Here is a 14409-nt window from a genome sequence, read left to right as displayed (position 1 = left end):
TATGGAGCATGTTGGCAATTCCCTTTGAGGTCATGTTTCTCACGAACATCACAACAACTTGAAGCCTTCTAGGAGCAGGCCGTAAAGCAGACCAATCCTTGCCATGTCTAATAATTGACGTGCCAGAACGGCCCGCTTGGGAGCAGGCCACTGGCGCCGTAATCTCACCATCATTTCCCAAATCACTACAGTGAGAAGGGCTCCGATGGGGTCCATGAGGTCTAAAGCGCCACTGATCGTTCCAACTGAGCTGCCTAACAGAAAGGTTATTAATAAAACGATCACAAACAATGAGCTTCTCCGCCATGGGTTCACAGCCCAAAATTCCAGGCGCTCTCCTGCTTGACCAACACTGCGTTGAAAGCGAGTGAACTGAAGTTGTTGGGGCATAAGTAAAAACTGGCAGGGCTGGATTGAGTTGAACCCCATCACCCAGCCTGGAATCCTGCCAGACCCTTTTGCAACACTTATAGAGTGTGTGTCTTCATTCTCTCCAATAGTTAGTGGATTTGAATGAAAAAGCTTTCTAGGCAGAGTTTGGCAAGTGATCTGGGCGATTAACTGGCTTCGGCTTTGGCTTTACGCGATGACTTGCCTTCGAGCAGCTCAAGCAGAGCCTCCATCTGTGCCATGACTCCACGCACCTCACCTGCTTCGGGGAGAAGGCCATCTTCCATGACTCCTTGGTGCATTTCTCGTAGCTCTTGGCGGATGTAGCGAAGATGACTCACCACCTGTTCACGTTTTGATTGCGACATTGAGGACCAGATCCTTCTTCACTCTCTTTTAACGCATGGACTGTCAAAGAGTGCTGGTGTCCGCATGTCATATTTCCTGCAAGGGCAATTAAGGCAAATGTGAGTAGGGCTGAAGGACGTGTGATCACGGTCATCGTGACAAGACCTGTCAGTCCAATCAGGATCTGATGTTTGTGCTTACGGATACTTCGAAGAGGAAACTCCATGGCCTTAAGACTTGCCTAAGCGGATTTGCATCTGACAAGCTTCTCTATAGCAATCGATCTTGTTGAGACCTGAATGGAGAATAGGGGATTCGAACCCCTGACCTCTGCGGTGCGATCACAGCGCTCTACCAACTGAGCTAATTCCCCAGCGGCAGGAACCTAGCGTCCAGGCAGAATGAAGCTGCTCCTTGATTGAGCAAACTCCATGCGGAACTCCAAGGTGCTTTCCATTGATATTGCTGGTGCGATTACTCCAGAACGTCTTGAGGCCTTTGATGATGAGGCAACTGCTGTACTGGCTAGGCGTCTTGAAGATGACGATTACCCCACGCCCTTTGCCGGGTTGGGCGATTGGCATCTATTGCGGGCTTTGGCGATTCATCGCCCTGAGCTGACAGCTCCATACGTGCATCTGATCGATCAGGAACCCTTCGATGAAGATTGAGGCGGCACGCCCTCTTATGGGTCGCCGTCTGCTTGTAGCAGTCACTGGCAGTATCGCGGCTGTTAAAACACCATTGCTGGTGAGTGCTCTGATCAAGGCCGGCGCTGAGGTGCGCTGTCTTGTGACGCCTAGTGCTGCTCGTCTAGTCAGCCCTGTTGCTCTTGCCAGTCTTAGTAGGCATCGCTGCTACCAGGATGAGGATCAATGGAATTCGAGCGAGCCTCGTCCTTTACATGTGGCCCTGGCTGAATGGGCTGAGCTTGTCATTGTCGCTCCTTTAAGTGCAACGAGTCTTGCCCGTTGGTCACATGGGCTTGCAGAGGGGCTTCTGGCAAGTTTGTTGCTGGCCTGTGAACGGCCGGTGCTTGCAGCGGCAGCAATGAACACTGCCATGTGGTCCAACCCTGCCGTGAGGAGGAACTGGCAAGAGTTGCAGACTGATCGAAGAGTGCTGCCATTGGCCCCTGAATCTGGGCTGCTGGCCTGTGATCGGATCGGGGATGGCCGCATGGTCGATCCGAAGTTGATTGAGCTGGCTGTTGTTAGTGGGCTTTTGCAGGCTGATGAGACAGGCAGGCTGCAACGCGATTGGCAAGGGCGAAGGTTGTTGGTGACCGCTGGATCGACAGTGGAGGTTTTGGATCCAGCCAGGCTGTTGATCAATCGCAGCAGCGGCCGCATGGGGGTGTTGCTGGCGCAGGCAGCTCGGCTACGCGGAGCACAGGTTGATTTGGTGCATGGTCCTTTGAAATTACCTGTTGCTTGGTTGGAGGGGTTGGCGGCCTATCCAGTGACCAGCGCAGATGAGATGCAGAACATGCTGGCGCAGCTGCAGTCCAAAGCAGATGCAGTGGCGATGGCGGCGGCGGTTGCGGACGTTCGTCGGGTTAACCCTGCTCAGACTGAGAAACTTTCGAAGGATTGCTTGCTTCAGTCTTTTTCTCAGGGCTGGGAGCAAGTCCCTGACCTTCTCGCTGAGCTCGTTTTAAGGCGACCAGTTGGTCAGGTTCTGCTTGGTTTTGCTGCACTAACTGGTAATGAAGCTCAGATTCAGCAGCTTGGTGAGGAAAAGCGTCTTCGCAAAGGCTGTGATCTGCTGATGGCGAATCCGATTGATCGCCCAGGTCAGGGTTTTGAGGAGGATTTCAATGGTGGTTGGTTGCTTGCTGCCGATGGCAGCATCCGTTCTTTACCTGTTACGTCCAAGCTGGCATTGGCGCATCAGTTGCTTGATGCCATTTTGGAGGTTCAGGTCGTGATTTCGGCGCCATCTTGACCAAGTAGATCGATGAAAGTGCGCAGTTGCAGCCTTGGGATATATGGCCAGCCTCCGCTTTTCTTCATGGTCTGAAGCAGGGTGTAAAGGTCTTGAAGATCTTCCGGCAAGCTTTGGCGAAAGGGACCTTCCTGGATATCGAGATGGATCGTTTCAATCTCCCGCAGTAATGGCAGCAGGCTCTCTGCCTGTTTGAGCTCATCGGCCACCTGTCGTAGTTCAGCTATCAGTGGGGCTATACGGCCTTTTATGGCGTCTTCGCTGTGGGTGGTCACTGACCTCGGTAAGCGACGGGTTGTTGAGAGGTGGAAGAAGCTAGCCGTAACGCCTATTTGTGCCCTGTAGGATCCAAACGATCATTTTGGGCGGTTCATCCCGCAGTTATCTGGCCTTTCGGCTTCTTCCCATGCTGTTTCGTCCTTTGCTGGCCCTGGTGCTGGCTTTCTGTCTCACCTTTGTATCTGCCCCAAGCAGTGTGTCCGCCGCAATCACAGATGGCGCGGGCGATAGCGATTTCGTTGTTGGCAATGAACGCTCTAATGCACGTTTTGGCAACATCGTTAATACCGGTAGAGCAAACGATTGCCCAACCATCGCCGCGGGTTCAAGTGGATCCATCAGCATTGGTTCTGGCGATACTCTCAGCGACATTTGCTTGCAACCGACTGAGGTGCTTGTGAAGGTTGCTCCTACAAAGCGCAAAAAAGCTGATTTCGCTAAAACAAAGATCATCAGCCCATCCAATAACACCACTATTGAGCAGGTTTTCGGAGACATTTCTAGTTCTGGCGCCTTCGCTGAAAAGGGTGGTATTGACTTTCAATTAATTACCGTCCTCGCTCCTAATGGTGAGGAAGTGCCTTTTGTCTTCTCAGCTAAAGACATGCAGGTGGATTCCAACAGTTCTTCAATCTCTGTTGGTACTGAGTTCAAAGGCACAACAAGGACACCTAGTTATCGCACCAGTAACTTCCTTGATCCCAAAAGTCGCGCTTTGACTACAGGTGTTGACTATGCCCAAGGCCTCGTTGCATTGGGGGGTGATGACAAGGATCTCCAGACTGAAAACGTCAAGCGCTATATCGATGGCAAGGGTCAAATCACCCTCTCTGTCGATAGTGTTGACGCTGGCTCTAATGAATTTGCTGGCACCTTCGTCGCATTACAGACTGCTGATACAGACATGGGTTCTAAGGAAGCTCGTGATCTCAAGATCTCTGGAGTCCTCTATGGCCGTAAGGGCTGATTAGAAGACTTCTCATCGTTCCTAATCCCAATCAACTGAAGATTTTTCAAGGGGGCCTATGGGCCCCTTTTTTTGACCATGATTTAGTTGCGTCTGGTCTTAGCTGATCAAAACCAGCCGTCTGGGAGAATCTCCCGGCATCCTCAGGCTTGTCATGATTGCCAGTCCCTCTGCATCTGCCCAGTCTCCAGGCGTGATCGCCCCCTATGGAGGGAAACTGGTGGATTTGATGGTGGCTACTGATCAGCAAGAAGCTGTCAAGGCCAGTGCCAACTATGTGTTGGAGTGTTCAGATCGCAATGCTTGCGATCTGGAGTTGCTTGTCGGTGGAGGCTTTTCGCCTGAGCGGGGCTTTATGCACCAGGGTGATTACGACGCTGTTGTTGCAGGCCATCGCACTCTTTCCGGCTATCTTTTCGGCCTGCCAATCGTGATGGATACCGATCGAGAGGATGTAGCGATCGGTGATCGGGTGTTGCTGAGTTACAAGGGTCAGGATTTGGCAGTTCTCCAAGTCGAGGACAAATGGGAGCCCGACAAGGTTGTGGAAGCCAAAGGTTGCTATGGCACCACCTCTCTAGAACATCCCGCTGTGCGCATGATTGCCACGGAACGCAAGCGCTTTTATCTCGGGGGCACCTTGCAGGGTTTGGAGTTGCCCAAGCGTATTTTCCCTTGCAAGAGCCCTGCTCAGGTTCGGGCGGAACTTCCTGCCGGGGAGGACGTTGTTGCCTTTCAGTGTCGCAATCCTATTCATCGTGCTCACTACGAGTTGTTTACGCGAGCCTTGCATGCCAGCAATGTGAGCGAGAACGCAGTTGTGCTAGTGCATCCCACCTGTGGACCAACTCAGGAGGATGATATCCCTGGCGGGGTACGTTTTCAGACCTATGAGCGGTTGGCTGCGGAGGTAGATAATCCCCGCATTCGCTGGGCCTATCTTCCCTATGCCATGCATATGGCAGGTCCGCGCGAAGCCCTGCAACACATGATTATTCGCCGCAATTATGGATGTACCCATTTCATCATTGGTCGTGACATGGCCGGATGTAAGTCCTCCCTTAGCGGCGATGACTTCTATGGCCCTTACGACGCGCAGAACTTTGCACAGGAATGTGCAGTAGAGCTGGCAATGGAAACGGTACCCTCGTTGAATCTTGTTTTCACTGAAGAGGAGGGCTACGTCACTGCTGAGCATGCCGAGGCTCGTGGATTACATGTCAAGAAGCTCAGCGGTACGCAGTTTCGCAAGATGTTGAGAAGTGGCGAGGAGATCCCTGAGTGGTTCGCCTTCCGTAGCGTGGTTGAGGTGCTGAGAGCCACGTGATTCCCTTAGCCCGAATAACATTCTTTCATTACAGGCAGGAGAATCTTGGATAAACGCTGGCGCAACGTAGGTCTTTACGTTCTTCTGGTGGTCGTGGTGGTCGTGGTCGGCACGGCTTTCCTCGGCAAACCTGGCACGACTGAGCGGGAGACTCTCCGCTACAGCGAATTTGTTGAAGCAGTTCAGGACAACCAAGTGAGTCGTGTGCTGATCTCCCCAGACCAGGCCACCGCTCAGGTTGTTGAAAGCGATGGTCGACGCGCGGATGTCAACCTTGCCCCTGACAAGGATCTTTTGAAGTTGTTAACGGATCACAACGTTGATATTGCTGTTCAACCAACCCGTCAGGCAGGTGCTTGGCAACAGGCCGCCGGAAGTTTGATATTCCCCTTGTTGTTATTGGGTGGACTTTTCTTTCTCTTCCGACGTTCTCAGAGTGGTGGTGGCGGTGGTAACCCTGCAATGAATTTTGGTAAGAGCAAGGCCAGAGTTCAGATGGAGCCGTCCACTCAGGTCACCTTTAGTGATGTTGCTGGGATCGAAGGGGCAAAGCTTGAACTTACCGAAGTCGTTGACTTTCTCAAAAACCCTGATCGATTTACTGCTGTTGGCGCAAAAATCCCCAAAGGTGTTCTGCTTGTAGGCCCTCCCGGAACTGGCAAAACACTGCTTGCCAAAGCAGTGGCAGGTGAAGCGGCGGTGCCGTTCTTCTCGATCTCAGGCTCGGAGTTTGTCGAGATGTTTGTTGGGGTTGGTGCCAGTCGAGTCCGGGACCTATTTGAGCAGGCCAAGAAGAACGCTCCTTGCATTGTTTTCATTGATGAAATTGATGCGGTGGGTCGGCAGCGGGGGGCTGGTCTTGGCGGTGGCAACGATGAACGTGAGCAGACTCTTAACCAGCTGCTTACTGAAATGGATGGTTTCGAGGGCAATACCGGCATCATCATCGTGGCGGCCACCAATCGACCTGATGTGCTCGATTCGGCGTTGATGCGCCCTGGTCGATTTGATCGACAGGTTGTTGTGGAGCGCCCTGATTACACCGGTCGCCTGCAGATCCTCAATGTGCATGCCCGCGATAAGACCCTGTCCAAGGATGTTGATCTCGACAAAGTGGCGCGGCGCACACCAGGCTTCACAGGGGCTGATCTTGCCAACTTGCTCAATGAAGCGGCAATCCTCGCAGCGCGTCGTGAGCTCACAGAAGTAAGCAATGACGAGATTAGCGACGCCATTGAGCGAGTCATGGTTGGTCCTGAGAAGAAGGATCGTGTCATGAGTGAACGGCGTAAGCGACTGGTTGCTTATCACGAGTCTGGTCATGCCCTGGTAGGAGCCCTTATGCCTGATTACGACTCGGTGCAGAAGATTTCCATCATTCCTCGTGGTCAGGCGGGTGGTCTCACATTCTTCACCCCGAGTGAGGAGAGGATGGAGTCGGGTCTCTATTCCAGGGCTTATTTGCAGAACCAGATGGCTGTCGCTCTTGGTGGTCGAGTTGCAGAAGAAATCGTCTATGGCGAAGACGAGGTGACCACTGGTGCATCAAATGACCTTCAACAGGTCGCTCAGGTCGCCAGGCAGATGGTGACGAGGTTTGGGATGAGCGACAAGCTTGGTCCGGTCGCCTTGGGGCGGTCTCAGGGAGGGATGTTTCTTGGCCGTGACATCGCCTCTGAACGCGATTTCTCTGAAGACACTGCAGCAATTATCGATGCAGAGGTCTCTGATCTTGTTGATGTGGCTTACAAGCGTGCCACCAAAGTATTGATCGAGAATCGTTCTGTTCTTGATGAGTTGGCTGATTTGCTTGTAGAGAAGGAAACACTTGATGCTCAGGATTTGCAGGAATTGTTGATCCGACGCGATGTAAGGGTTGCCGAATACGTCTGAGCGCTCTGGTGATTGCCTCTGGCTTGATAGGCAAGAGATCTTGATAGCCTCACTACGGGCCCAGCCTTTGGTTGTGGTATTGCGTAGCGAGCACGACGATCTTGAGGGATCTAGCTCTAGAGCTTCTTTGTTTGCGGTTTTCGAGCAGTTGCATCTTCTCGGAGTTCGGCATGTGGAGCTGGCCTGGTCTCCTCATCCTGGTTGGATGTCTTTGATGAAGGAGGTGCAGAAGTGCTTTGCAGGGCTCTGCCTGGGAGCAGCCTCTATTAGCTGTCCAGAAGCCTTGCAGTCTGTGGCAGAGCTAGGCCTTGCTTATGCCATGACTTCATATTGGGATCCCGACCTTCATCAGAAGGCGCGGGAAATGCATCAGCTCCTTGTGCCTGGGGTGTTCACTCCCACTGAGATTCAGCAGGCTTACCGTTGTGGATGCCGGCTCGTTAAGTTGTTCCCTGCATCAGTTTTGGGGGTTGATTACTGGCGTCAGTTGGCTGGACCGATGGAGGCTTTGCCCTTTGTGATTGCCGCTGGTGGGCTTACGGTTCAAGACTTCATCCCCTGGCTTAATGCGGGGTATGACGCTGTTGCCCTTGGGCGTGGGCTGGTTCAACAGGGGCAACTTGACCCTGCATTGCAGGCTTATTTGAAGCCTCCAGCAACGACAGCTTAACTTCGACTATTTGTTGACATTCGATCGAGATGCTACATATAAGATAGCTATTTATTCTTCAATGTCTCAGCTAACCATCAAGCTAAGCGTTAAAGCCGATGCTTTGATCGCACAGCTTCAGAAGGAGATCTTTAATCGTCGCCGTAAGAAGGTCAGTGCAGCTGGAGTGGTGGAAACCTTGGTTGAAAGCGGTGCCAAGTCTCAGTCCGACAAGCGCTTTGCGACTTCCTGGACCAATTTGATCAAGGACATCGAAAAGGCTGCCAAGCTTGCCAATACACATGGCAGCAAGCCTTCAAATCTCACTGCTGATGAGTGGGCCATGGTGCTGACTCATCGCAGTCGAGGTCCAGGTAAATCACCGAGTAAGACTCCTGCAAAGAAGGTGTCTAGTGGAAAGTCCGCAGAGAAATCCAGTACGACTAAAGCTTCGACGACCAAAGCCCCCGCAAGGAAGGCTTCGACGACCAAAGCCTCTGCAAGGAAGGCTTCGACGACCAAAGCCTCTGCAAGGAAGGCTTCGACGACCAAAGCCCCTGCAAAGAAAGCCTCTGCCGCCAAAGCCCCTGCAAAGAAAGCCTCTGCTGCTAAAGCCCCTGCAAAGAAAGCCTCTGCTGTTAAAGCCCCTGCAAAGAAAGCCTCTGCTGTTAAAGCCCCCGCGAAGAAAACCTCTGCTGCCAAGGCCTCCGCGAAGAAGTCTTCCAGCACATCAGTTGGCACGTCGCGACCAGCTCGTCGTGCACGCAAAGCTAGTGGGAGCAAAAGTCTTGTTGCCTCCACGTCTGTAGCAAAACGCATGGCGAAGGCCGCTGGTCGTCTCGGGACCTCTGTCGTTAGCTCGGCGGTTGGCGCCAACGGTAGCGTTCCATTAGCGCTCAAATGAGCACTTGATGCTTGGAGGTGACTGGTTGGTCCAGTGCCTCCGTTTCGTTTTTTAAGGCCTCGGGCGAATGGGTAAAAACCAACGGTTTTGCCAGTCGTACTAAGAGGCCTTTTTAATTGTCGAGCCAGTGGTTTGGCAGTAGCGATCCCGCTGGTGATTAAGGCAATTCTGCTGTGGCGATCATGGCTCCATGGCTCGTGAATCAGCAGCATCACGAGGGAAGAGCGCCATTGGCAGCGCATGCTTTAACTATTTGTCGATGATGATTGAGTAGTAGGACCTTGTGAAGGGGGAATCATTGCTTGGTCTAGGTAGGCGCAGATTTGCTTTACCAGAGACTGCACTGTCCTTGTTGGCGTAAGAGGTGATCAGCGAGTACAAGGGACACCATGGCTTCAACTATCGGTACGGCCCTAGGCAGCACGCAGGGATCATGACGACCTTTGGCAGACAGTGTCGTGGTGTTGCCATCAGCGTCAATTGTTTGTTGATCTTTGCGGATGGTGGCTGTTGGCTTGAACGCCACTCGGATCACGATCGATTCACCGTTAGTGATCCCTCCCTGGATGCCACCAGAGTTGTTGGTGGCTGTTCGTAGGCGACCATCATTGCTGGGGAGGAAAGCGTCGTTGTGCTCGCTGCCTTTTAGCAGGGTGCCGCCAAAACCCGAGCCGATCTCAAAGCCCTTGCTGGCAGGTAGTGACATCACGGCCTTGGCGAGGTCTGCCTCAAGCTTGTCAAACACAGGCATCCCCAGACCCATTGGGGCATTGCGGACAACACACTCGATCACACCACCGCATGAGTCGCCTTCACGGCTGATGGCTTCAATACGCTCCACCATTTGCGCTGCCATGACTTGGTTCGGGCAACGCACGATGTTTGCTTCTACGTCATCAATGCTGACGTCTTGGGCATTGATTTCGGCCTCCAGGGTGTGAATGCGTTTGACCCATGCCAGTACTTCGGTGTTATGGGCTTTGGTCAGTAATTGCTTGGCAATCGCTCCAGCGGCTACCCGCGCAATCGTCTCTCTTGCGGAGGCTCGCCCTCCACCGCTTCGAGCTTGGATGCCGTACTTCGCCTGATAGGTGGCATCGGCATGGGAAGGCCGAAATGCAACATTCATCTCCTTGTAGTCGCCAGGCTTGTGATCCTTGTTGCGCACCACCATGGCGATTGGTGTCCCAAGGGTTGTGTTGTTGAGCAGACCGCTGAGGATTTCGACTTGATCTTCTTCCTTGCGGGGTGTACTGATCTTGCTTTGGCCAGGTTTGCGTCGATCTAGCTCGGCCTGAATCTTCTGTAGGTCAAGCTCAAGCCTTGGTGGGCAGCCTTCCACGATGACTCCCACGCCCCCTCCATGAGATTCACCGAAGGTGCTGATTCGGAATAGATCCCCAAAGCTGCTGCCCATCAAGAACTCATTCTTATTAGAGAGTAATTAGTCGCTGCGCAGCGGGGAGCTTGCTTTGCTCATCTTCAATTGATGCCGGGAGTTTCAGAGACAACGGCTTGACTGATTAGCGCTTGGGAGAAGCGCAGTCATTGTTAGCGTCGCTTTCAGCTTGAGCAATCGCTGAGATCCTGCGCTCTTGACCAATGGGTTCCGCTTCATCCTTTGAGGTTTCTAGAGGATTTTCCTCGCAGGTAGAGGAGCGTGTGCTGCTGGTGAGGTTGCCCTGCAATCCCATCTTTCCAATTGGGCCGATTTACCTGGCCGATCACCTGCACAAGTGTTTCCCGGATCTTCCTCAACGGATTTTGGATTTGGCTGCTTTGCCTGTGCTGGATGTTGAACGGGTGTTGTTGGCCACGATTGATCAGTTTCGCCCCACCCTGCTGGTTTTTTCTTGGAGAGATATCCAGATCTATGCACCGGTAGATGGCCGCACTGGCAATCCACTGCAGCACTCCTTTGAGGTGTTTTATGCAAGCAATCCTTTGCGACGCCTCCGGGGCGCCTTCGGTGGATTGTTGTTGATGAAAAGCCATTACGGAGAGCTCTGGCGCAATCAGCGACTTGTGCGACATGGGCTGCTAGCTGCTCGTCGCTATGCCAGCCATGCCCGGGCTGTTTTGGGTGGTGGTGCAGTGAGTGTGTTCTATGAGCAACTTGGTCGCTCTTTGCCGAAGGGCACCATCGTGTCGGTGGGGGAAGGGGAGCTCCTGTTGGAGAATTTGCTGCGCGGCGTTTCCCTGAGTGATCAACGCTGTTTTGTGGTGGGTGAGCCAGTACGAGCTGGTCTGATTCATGAGCAGCCTGAAAGTCGTCCTAAATCCGCCTGCGATTACGACTACATCTCATCGATATGGCCTCAGTTGAATTGGTACCTAGAGGGTGGTGACTTCTACGTCGGTGTACAGACCAAGCGGGGCTGTCCCCACAATTGTTGCTATTGCGTTTACACCGTTGTGGAGGGGAAACAGGTACGGCTCAATCCTGTCAAAGAGGTGGTGGCGGAGATGCGCCAGCTTTATGACCGTGGCGTACGTGGCTTTTGGTTCACCGATGCACAGTTCATCCCCGCCCGCCGATACATTGAGGATGCCAAAAATCTTCTGACGGCGATCCAGGCCGAAGGGCTCAATGGAATTCGTTGGGCCGCCTACATCCGTGCCGACAACCTTGATGCCGAGCTTGCGGAGTTGATGGTTGCAACCGGCATGAGTTACTTCGAGATTGGCATTACCTCAGGGTCTCAGGAGCTCGTGCGCAAGATGCGCATGGGGTACAACCTGCGAACTGTGCTTGAGAACTGTCGGCTGTTAGTCCGCGCTGGCTTCCGTCAACACGTGTCGGTGAACTACTCCTTCAACGTGATTGACGAAAGACCGGAAACGATTCGTCAATCCATCGCCTATCACCGCGAGCTGGAACGGATTTTCGGGCCCGACAAGGTAGAGCCTGCCATCTTCTTCATTGGCCTCCAACCTCACACCCATTTGGAGCAGTACGGCTTTGAACAGGGTTTGATTCAGCCCGGCTACAACCCCATGAGCATGATGCCCTGGACGGCTAGGAAGCTGCTCTGGAACCCTGAACCGATGGGAAGCATTTTCGGAAGAATCTGTCTCGAGGCTTTTGAAACTGAGCCTGGCAATTTCGGACGTACCGTGATGGCCTTGCTTGAGCGGGATTACGGGGTGGCGCCTTTGGAGGAGGCTCTACGGGCTCCAGTGATGGGGCGGGCGGCCTTGGCTAATGCCGTGAGCTGATAGACGAGTAAGGAAGCCATCGCCAGGATGCCGACCACTCCACCGAGGGGGTTGTCAGCTGGCCCGGTGAGCCAAAGTGGCGACTGAGGGGAAAATTGGATGAGGCCGGATTGGAGGGCAAACCAGCCACCCACCAAACCTCCGTGCAGTCCTACACATCCCCAGAGGGAGCCATGGTCGAGGCGCCTGCGAATGGCCAGCACCAGGCCCAGTAGGAACAGCCCGCTCAGCAGGCCGAGCATTGGCCAGATTCCAATGTTAAAGCGTGTGTGCACCAGGCTGAAAATCAGGGCTTGAATGGGCAGTGCCAGCCGTGCTCCGATCAGTAGCTTGAGCTCTCCCCAGAGCCATCCGCGGAATAGCAGCTCTTCCAGCAAGCCCACGACGAGGCAGAGCAGAATGGCATTGAGCTGTTTCTCGGCGTTGAGATCCCCTAGCCAGTAGCCCCAATGGCCGCTGATCGTGATCACGCTGATTAGCAGCAGCAGGGCCCCTGCCCCGGCCAATCCGAGGAGCAGGGGTTTCACAAGGGTGTTGCCAACGTCTGCACCAGTGATGCCCAAGCTGCGCCATGGATGTTGGCTGATCCAGCGGGCCCTAACCCAGCCAGGCAGTAGCACTAGAAACAGCAGTGCACTGCAGAGGGTTCCCAGCAGGCCCCGCCATTGGAGCGGCAGTCCTGGCAGGAAAAGGACAGTTGGTTGCATGATCAGCCAGCCCAACCCGTAGAGCAGGGGGATCAGGGTCACTGTCGGCAACCAGCGCCAACGTTGGTTTAACCATGCTGACCAGAGCGGATGTAGGCCAGACCTGTTCAGCTTTCCTGTTCCAGTGTGCTGGTCAGTCCCTTGGCTTTCAGTGTTTCGCAGTAGAACTCGGCTGGTTCGAGGTCGCAGACGATCACCAGCCCGACGCCGGTGTTATGGGCTTCCAGCATCACGGCCATGGCGTCCTGCTCGCTTAGCTGGGGTACGACCTGCTGGAGGGTGACCACCACGTATTCCATGGAGTTCACCGGATCGTTGTGAAGAAGCACCTTGTAATGAGGCGATTGCTTGCGGATCCGCTCGGTTTGCTTTTCGAGGACGGCGGCACCACCGGGAGTGGGGCTGGGGGCATTCACCGCCATGGCCAGGACGATCGGGACGGCTCCAATGTACGTGGGCCGCTCACCCATGGTGCAGATGGTGGGCAATCCCAGCTTCAATGGCGGGGGATTGATTCTGTGGTCTCAGAGGGCACGGATCCGACGCATGGCTTCGTCTACATTGACGCGACTGTTGAAGGCGGAGAGACGGAAGTAGCCTTCGCCTGCAGCACCGAAACCGCTGCCTGGGGTGCCTACCACGTGGGCATTTTGGAGCAGATGATCGAAGAAGCCCCAGGAATCCATGTCGTCTGGTGTCTTCAGCCACACATAGGGCGCATGCTCACCACCATGCACTTCGATCCCGGCGGCCGTAAGTTCCCTGCGGATGATGGCGGCGTTTCTCATGTAGAAGCTCACTAGCGCATTGATCTCTCCCTGGCCTTGGGCGGAGTAAACCGCTTCGGCGCCACGCTGAATGATGTAGCTGACTCCGTTGAACTTGGTGCTTTGGCGCCTGTTCCAGAGATTCCAGAGTTCCACATCTGATCCATCGTCGCTTTTGCCCTTCAAGCCTTTCGGTACCACCGTGAAGGCGCAACGGGTGCCGGTGAATCCAGCATTCTTGGAGAACGATCTGAATTCGATGGCACACTCGCGAGCGCCCTCGATCTCATAGATCGAATGCGGCAGGTCGGGGTTCTGGATGAACGCCTCATAGGCAGCGTCAAACAAAATCAAGACACTGTTGGTGCGGGCATAGTTCACCCACTCCTGGAGCTGGGCTCTTGTGGCTACCGCTCCGGTGGGGTTGTTGGGGAAACACAGATAGATCAGATCGACTGGTTCGGAGGGGATCTTGGCTGCAAACCCATTTTCGGCGTTGATTGGCAGGTAGCTCAGGCCTGCGTAGCGGCCGCTTTGATTGGCGTCGCCGGTGCGACCCGCCATCACGTTGCTGTCGACATAGACCGGATAAACCGGATCTGTAACGGCGATGCGATTGCTGCTCCCAAGGATGTCGAGGATGTTGCTGCTGTCGCACTTCGATCCGTCGGAGACAAAGATCTCCTCGGCATTGATCTGACAGCCTTTGGTCTGGAAATCATGCTTGGCGATCGCTTTGCGCAGCCAGTCGTAGCCCTGCTCAGGGCCATAGCCATGGAAGCCAGTGTTGGTCCCCATCTCGTCGATGGCTACCTTCATCGCGTTTCTACATGCCAGTGGCAGAGGTTCGGTTACATCGCCGATGCCGAGGCGGATGAGCGCAGCATCCGGGTTGGCTTCACTGAAGCTTTTGATCCGCCTGGCGATTTCGGGGAATAGATATCCCGCCTTGAGTTTGAGGTAGTTGCTGTTGACCTGAACCACTGATGAGCTGGCAGTCTTGGCAGGCATC

General features: G+C 54.1%; 15 protein-coding genes and 1 tRNA gene. 7 read left to right on the top strand and 9 right to left on the bottom strand.

Annotation, left to right across the window (positions count from 1 at the left end; translation table 11 throughout):
* Positions 1-48: 48 nt before the first annotated feature.
* The 3 genes from AKG35_RS09665 to AKG35_RS09655 all read right to left on the bottom strand — a co-directional run bounded on the left by AKG35_RS09665 (position 49) and on the right by AKG35_RS09655 (position 1111).
* The gene (locus AKG35_RS09665) at positions 49-390 is read right to left on the bottom strand and encodes a DUF565 domain-containing protein (protein ID WP_041385211.1); all 342 of its coding nucleotides are present in this window, start codon (positions 388-390) and stop codon (positions 49-51) included.
* Between the two features lie 167 nt (positions 391-557).
* Positions 558-758, bottom strand: coding sequence for a hypothetical protein (locus tag AKG35_RS09660; RefSeq protein ID WP_011131171.1), 201 nt, complete (start codon positions 756-758; stop codon positions 558-560).
* A gap of 280 nt (positions 759-1038) precedes the next feature.
* Positions 1039-1111, bottom strand: a tRNA-Ala gene (locus AKG35_RS09655).
* A gap of 58 nt (positions 1112-1169) precedes the next feature.
* Here AKG35_RS09655 and AKG35_RS09650 point away from each other — a divergent pair.
* Both AKG35_RS09650 and coaBC read left to right on the top strand, forming a co-directional pair.
* On the top strand, positions 1170-1409 hold the full coding sequence (locus AKG35_RS09650) for a protein IsiD (RefSeq protein ID WP_011131170.1): 240 nt from the start codon (positions 1170-1172) through the stop codon (positions 1407-1409).
* Entirely contained in the window at positions 1399-2685 is a 1287-nt protein-coding gene (gene coaBC, locus AKG35_RS09645; RefSeq protein WP_011131169.1) for a bifunctional phosphopantothenoylcysteine decarboxylase/phosphopantothenate--cysteine ligase CoaBC, read from the top strand. The genes AKG35_RS09650 and coaBC overlap by 11 nt, the downstream gene beginning before the upstream one ends.
* Here the strand turns inward: coaBC and AKG35_RS09640 are convergent.
* Entirely contained in the window at positions 2658-2960 is a 303-nt protein-coding gene (locus AKG35_RS09640; RefSeq protein ID WP_011131168.1) for a hypothetical protein, read from the bottom strand. The two genes, coaBC and AKG35_RS09640, sit on opposite strands and share 28 nt — an antisense overlap.
* Positions 2961-3091: 131 nt before the next feature.
* Here AKG35_RS09640 and psbO point away from each other — a divergent pair, with 131 nt between their 5' ends.
* The 4 genes from psbO (at position 3092) to AKG35_RS09620 (ending at position 7821) form a co-directional block, all read left to right on the top strand.
* Positions 3092-3931, top strand: coding sequence for a photosystem II manganese-stabilizing polypeptide (gene psbO, locus AKG35_RS09635; RefSeq protein ID WP_011131167.1), 840 nt, complete (start codon positions 3092-3094; stop codon positions 3929-3931).
* Between the two features lie 154 nt (positions 3932-4085).
* Positions 4086-5258, top strand: coding sequence for a sulfate adenylyltransferase (sat, locus tag AKG35_RS09630; protein WP_011131166.1), 1173 nt, complete (start codon positions 4086-4088; stop codon positions 5256-5258).
* Positions 5259-5303: 45 nt separating this feature from the next.
* Positions 5304-7151: an ATP-dependent zinc metalloprotease FtsH3 gene (gene ftsH3 / locus AKG35_RS09625; RefSeq protein ID WP_011131165.1), complete on the top strand. Its 1848-nt coding sequence runs from the start codon at positions 5304-5306 to the stop codon at positions 7149-7151.
* The gene (locus AKG35_RS09620) at positions 7135-7821 is read left to right on the top strand and encodes a bifunctional 4-hydroxy-2-oxoglutarate aldolase/2-dehydro-3-deoxy-phosphogluconate aldolase (RefSeq protein WP_011131164.1); all 687 of its coding nucleotides are present in this window, start codon (positions 7135-7137) and stop codon (positions 7819-7821) included. The genes ftsH3 and AKG35_RS09620 overlap by 17 nt, the downstream gene beginning before the upstream one ends.
* A gap of 333 nt (positions 7822-8154) precedes the next feature.
* Here the strand turns inward: AKG35_RS09620 and AKG35_RS13415 are convergent, their stop codons facing one another.
* On the bottom strand, positions 8155-8946 hold the full coding sequence (locus tag AKG35_RS13415) for a hypothetical protein (protein ID WP_052646192.1): 792 nt from the start codon (positions 8944-8946) through the stop codon (positions 8155-8157).
* An 86-nt stretch (positions 8947-9032) separates the two neighbouring features.
* Entirely contained in the window at positions 9033-10121 is a 1089-nt protein-coding gene (gene aroC / locus AKG35_RS09605; protein ID WP_011131162.1) for a chorismate synthase, read from the bottom strand.
* Between the two features lie 185 nt (positions 10122-10306).
* Between aroC and AKG35_RS09600 the strand changes: the two genes are divergently transcribed.
* Positions 10307-11923, top strand: coding sequence for a photosystem II high light acclimation radical SAM protein (locus AKG35_RS09600; protein WP_052646191.1), 1617 nt, complete (start codon positions 10307-10309; stop codon positions 11921-11923).
* On the opposite strand, the gene AKG35_RS09595 is transcribed toward AKG35_RS09600, so the two are convergent.
* From AKG35_RS09595 to AKG35_RS09585, 3 genes are all read right to left on the bottom strand, one after another.
* Positions 11845-12630 carry a CPBP family glutamic-type intramembrane protease gene (locus tag AKG35_RS09595; RefSeq protein WP_052646241.1) on the bottom strand — a complete coding sequence of 262 codons (786 nt, stop codon included), beginning with the start codon at positions 12628-12630 and terminating at the stop codon, positions 11845-11847. The genes AKG35_RS09600 and AKG35_RS09595 overlap by 79 nt on opposite strands.
* 107 nt (positions 12631-12737) lie before the next feature.
* Entirely contained in the window at positions 12738-13052 is a 315-nt protein-coding gene (gene clpS / locus AKG35_RS09590; RefSeq protein ID WP_041385209.1) for an ATP-dependent Clp protease adapter ClpS, read from the bottom strand.
* A 102-nt stretch (positions 13053-13154) separates the two neighbouring features.
* Positions 13155-14381, bottom strand: a complete 1227-nt coding sequence (locus AKG35_RS09585; protein ID WP_041385208.1) for an LL-diaminopimelate aminotransferase — start codon at positions 14379-14381, stop codon at positions 13155-13157.
* Between the last annotated feature and the right edge of the window lie 28 nt (positions 14382-14409).

This window comes from Prochlorococcus marinus str. MIT 9313, assembly GCF_000011485.1.
In the GTDB taxonomy this organism is placed as follows: Bacteria; Cyanobacteriota; Cyanobacteriia; order PCC-6307; family Cyanobiaceae; genus Prochlorococcus; species Prochlorococcus marinus_D.
This window is presented reverse-complemented; position numbering and strand designations above follow the sequence as displayed.

Excerpts from the sequence above, each read along its gene's own strand:
- AKG35_RS09665 (WP_041385211.1), bottom strand. The coding sequence starts at position 390 with ATGCCCCAACAACTTCAGTTCACTCGCTTTCAACGCAGTGTTGGTCAA.
- AKG35_RS09660 (WP_011131171.1), bottom strand. The coding sequence starts at position 758 with ATGTCGCAATCAAAACGTGAACAGGTGGTGAGTCATCTTCGCTACATC.
- AKG35_RS09650 (WP_011131170.1), top strand. The coding sequence starts at position 1,170 with ATGCGGAACTCCAAGGTGCTTTCCATTGATATTGCTGGTGCGATTACT.
- coaBC (WP_011131169.1), top strand. The coding sequence starts at position 1,399 with ATGAAGATTGAGGCGGCACGCCCTCTTATGGGTCGCCGTCTGCTTGTA.
- psbO (WP_011131167.1), top strand. The coding sequence starts at position 3,092 with ATGCTGTTTCGTCCTTTGCTGGCCCTGGTGCTGGCTTTCTGTCTCACC.
- sat (WP_011131166.1), top strand. The coding sequence starts at position 4,086 with ATGATTGCCAGTCCCTCTGCATCTGCCCAGTCTCCAGGCGTGATCGCC.
- AKG35_RS13415 (WP_052646192.1), bottom strand. The coding sequence starts at position 8,946 with ATGCGCTGCCAATGGCGCTCTTCCCTCGTGATGCTGCTGATTCACGAG.
- aroC (WP_011131162.1), bottom strand. The coding sequence starts at position 10,121 with ATGGGCAGCAGCTTTGGGGATCTATTCCGAATCAGCACCTTCGGTGAA.
- AKG35_RS09600 (WP_052646191.1), top strand. The coding sequence starts at position 10,307 with ATGGGTTCCGCTTCATCCTTTGAGGTTTCTAGAGGATTTTCCTCGCAG.
- AKG35_RS09595 (WP_052646241.1), bottom strand. The coding sequence starts at position 12,630 with ATGCAACCAACTGTCCTTTTCCTGCCAGGACTGCCGCTCCAATGGCGG.
- clpS (WP_041385209.1), bottom strand. The coding sequence starts at position 13,052 with ATGGCGGTGAATGCCCCCAGCCCCACTCCCGGTGGTGCCGCCGTCCTC.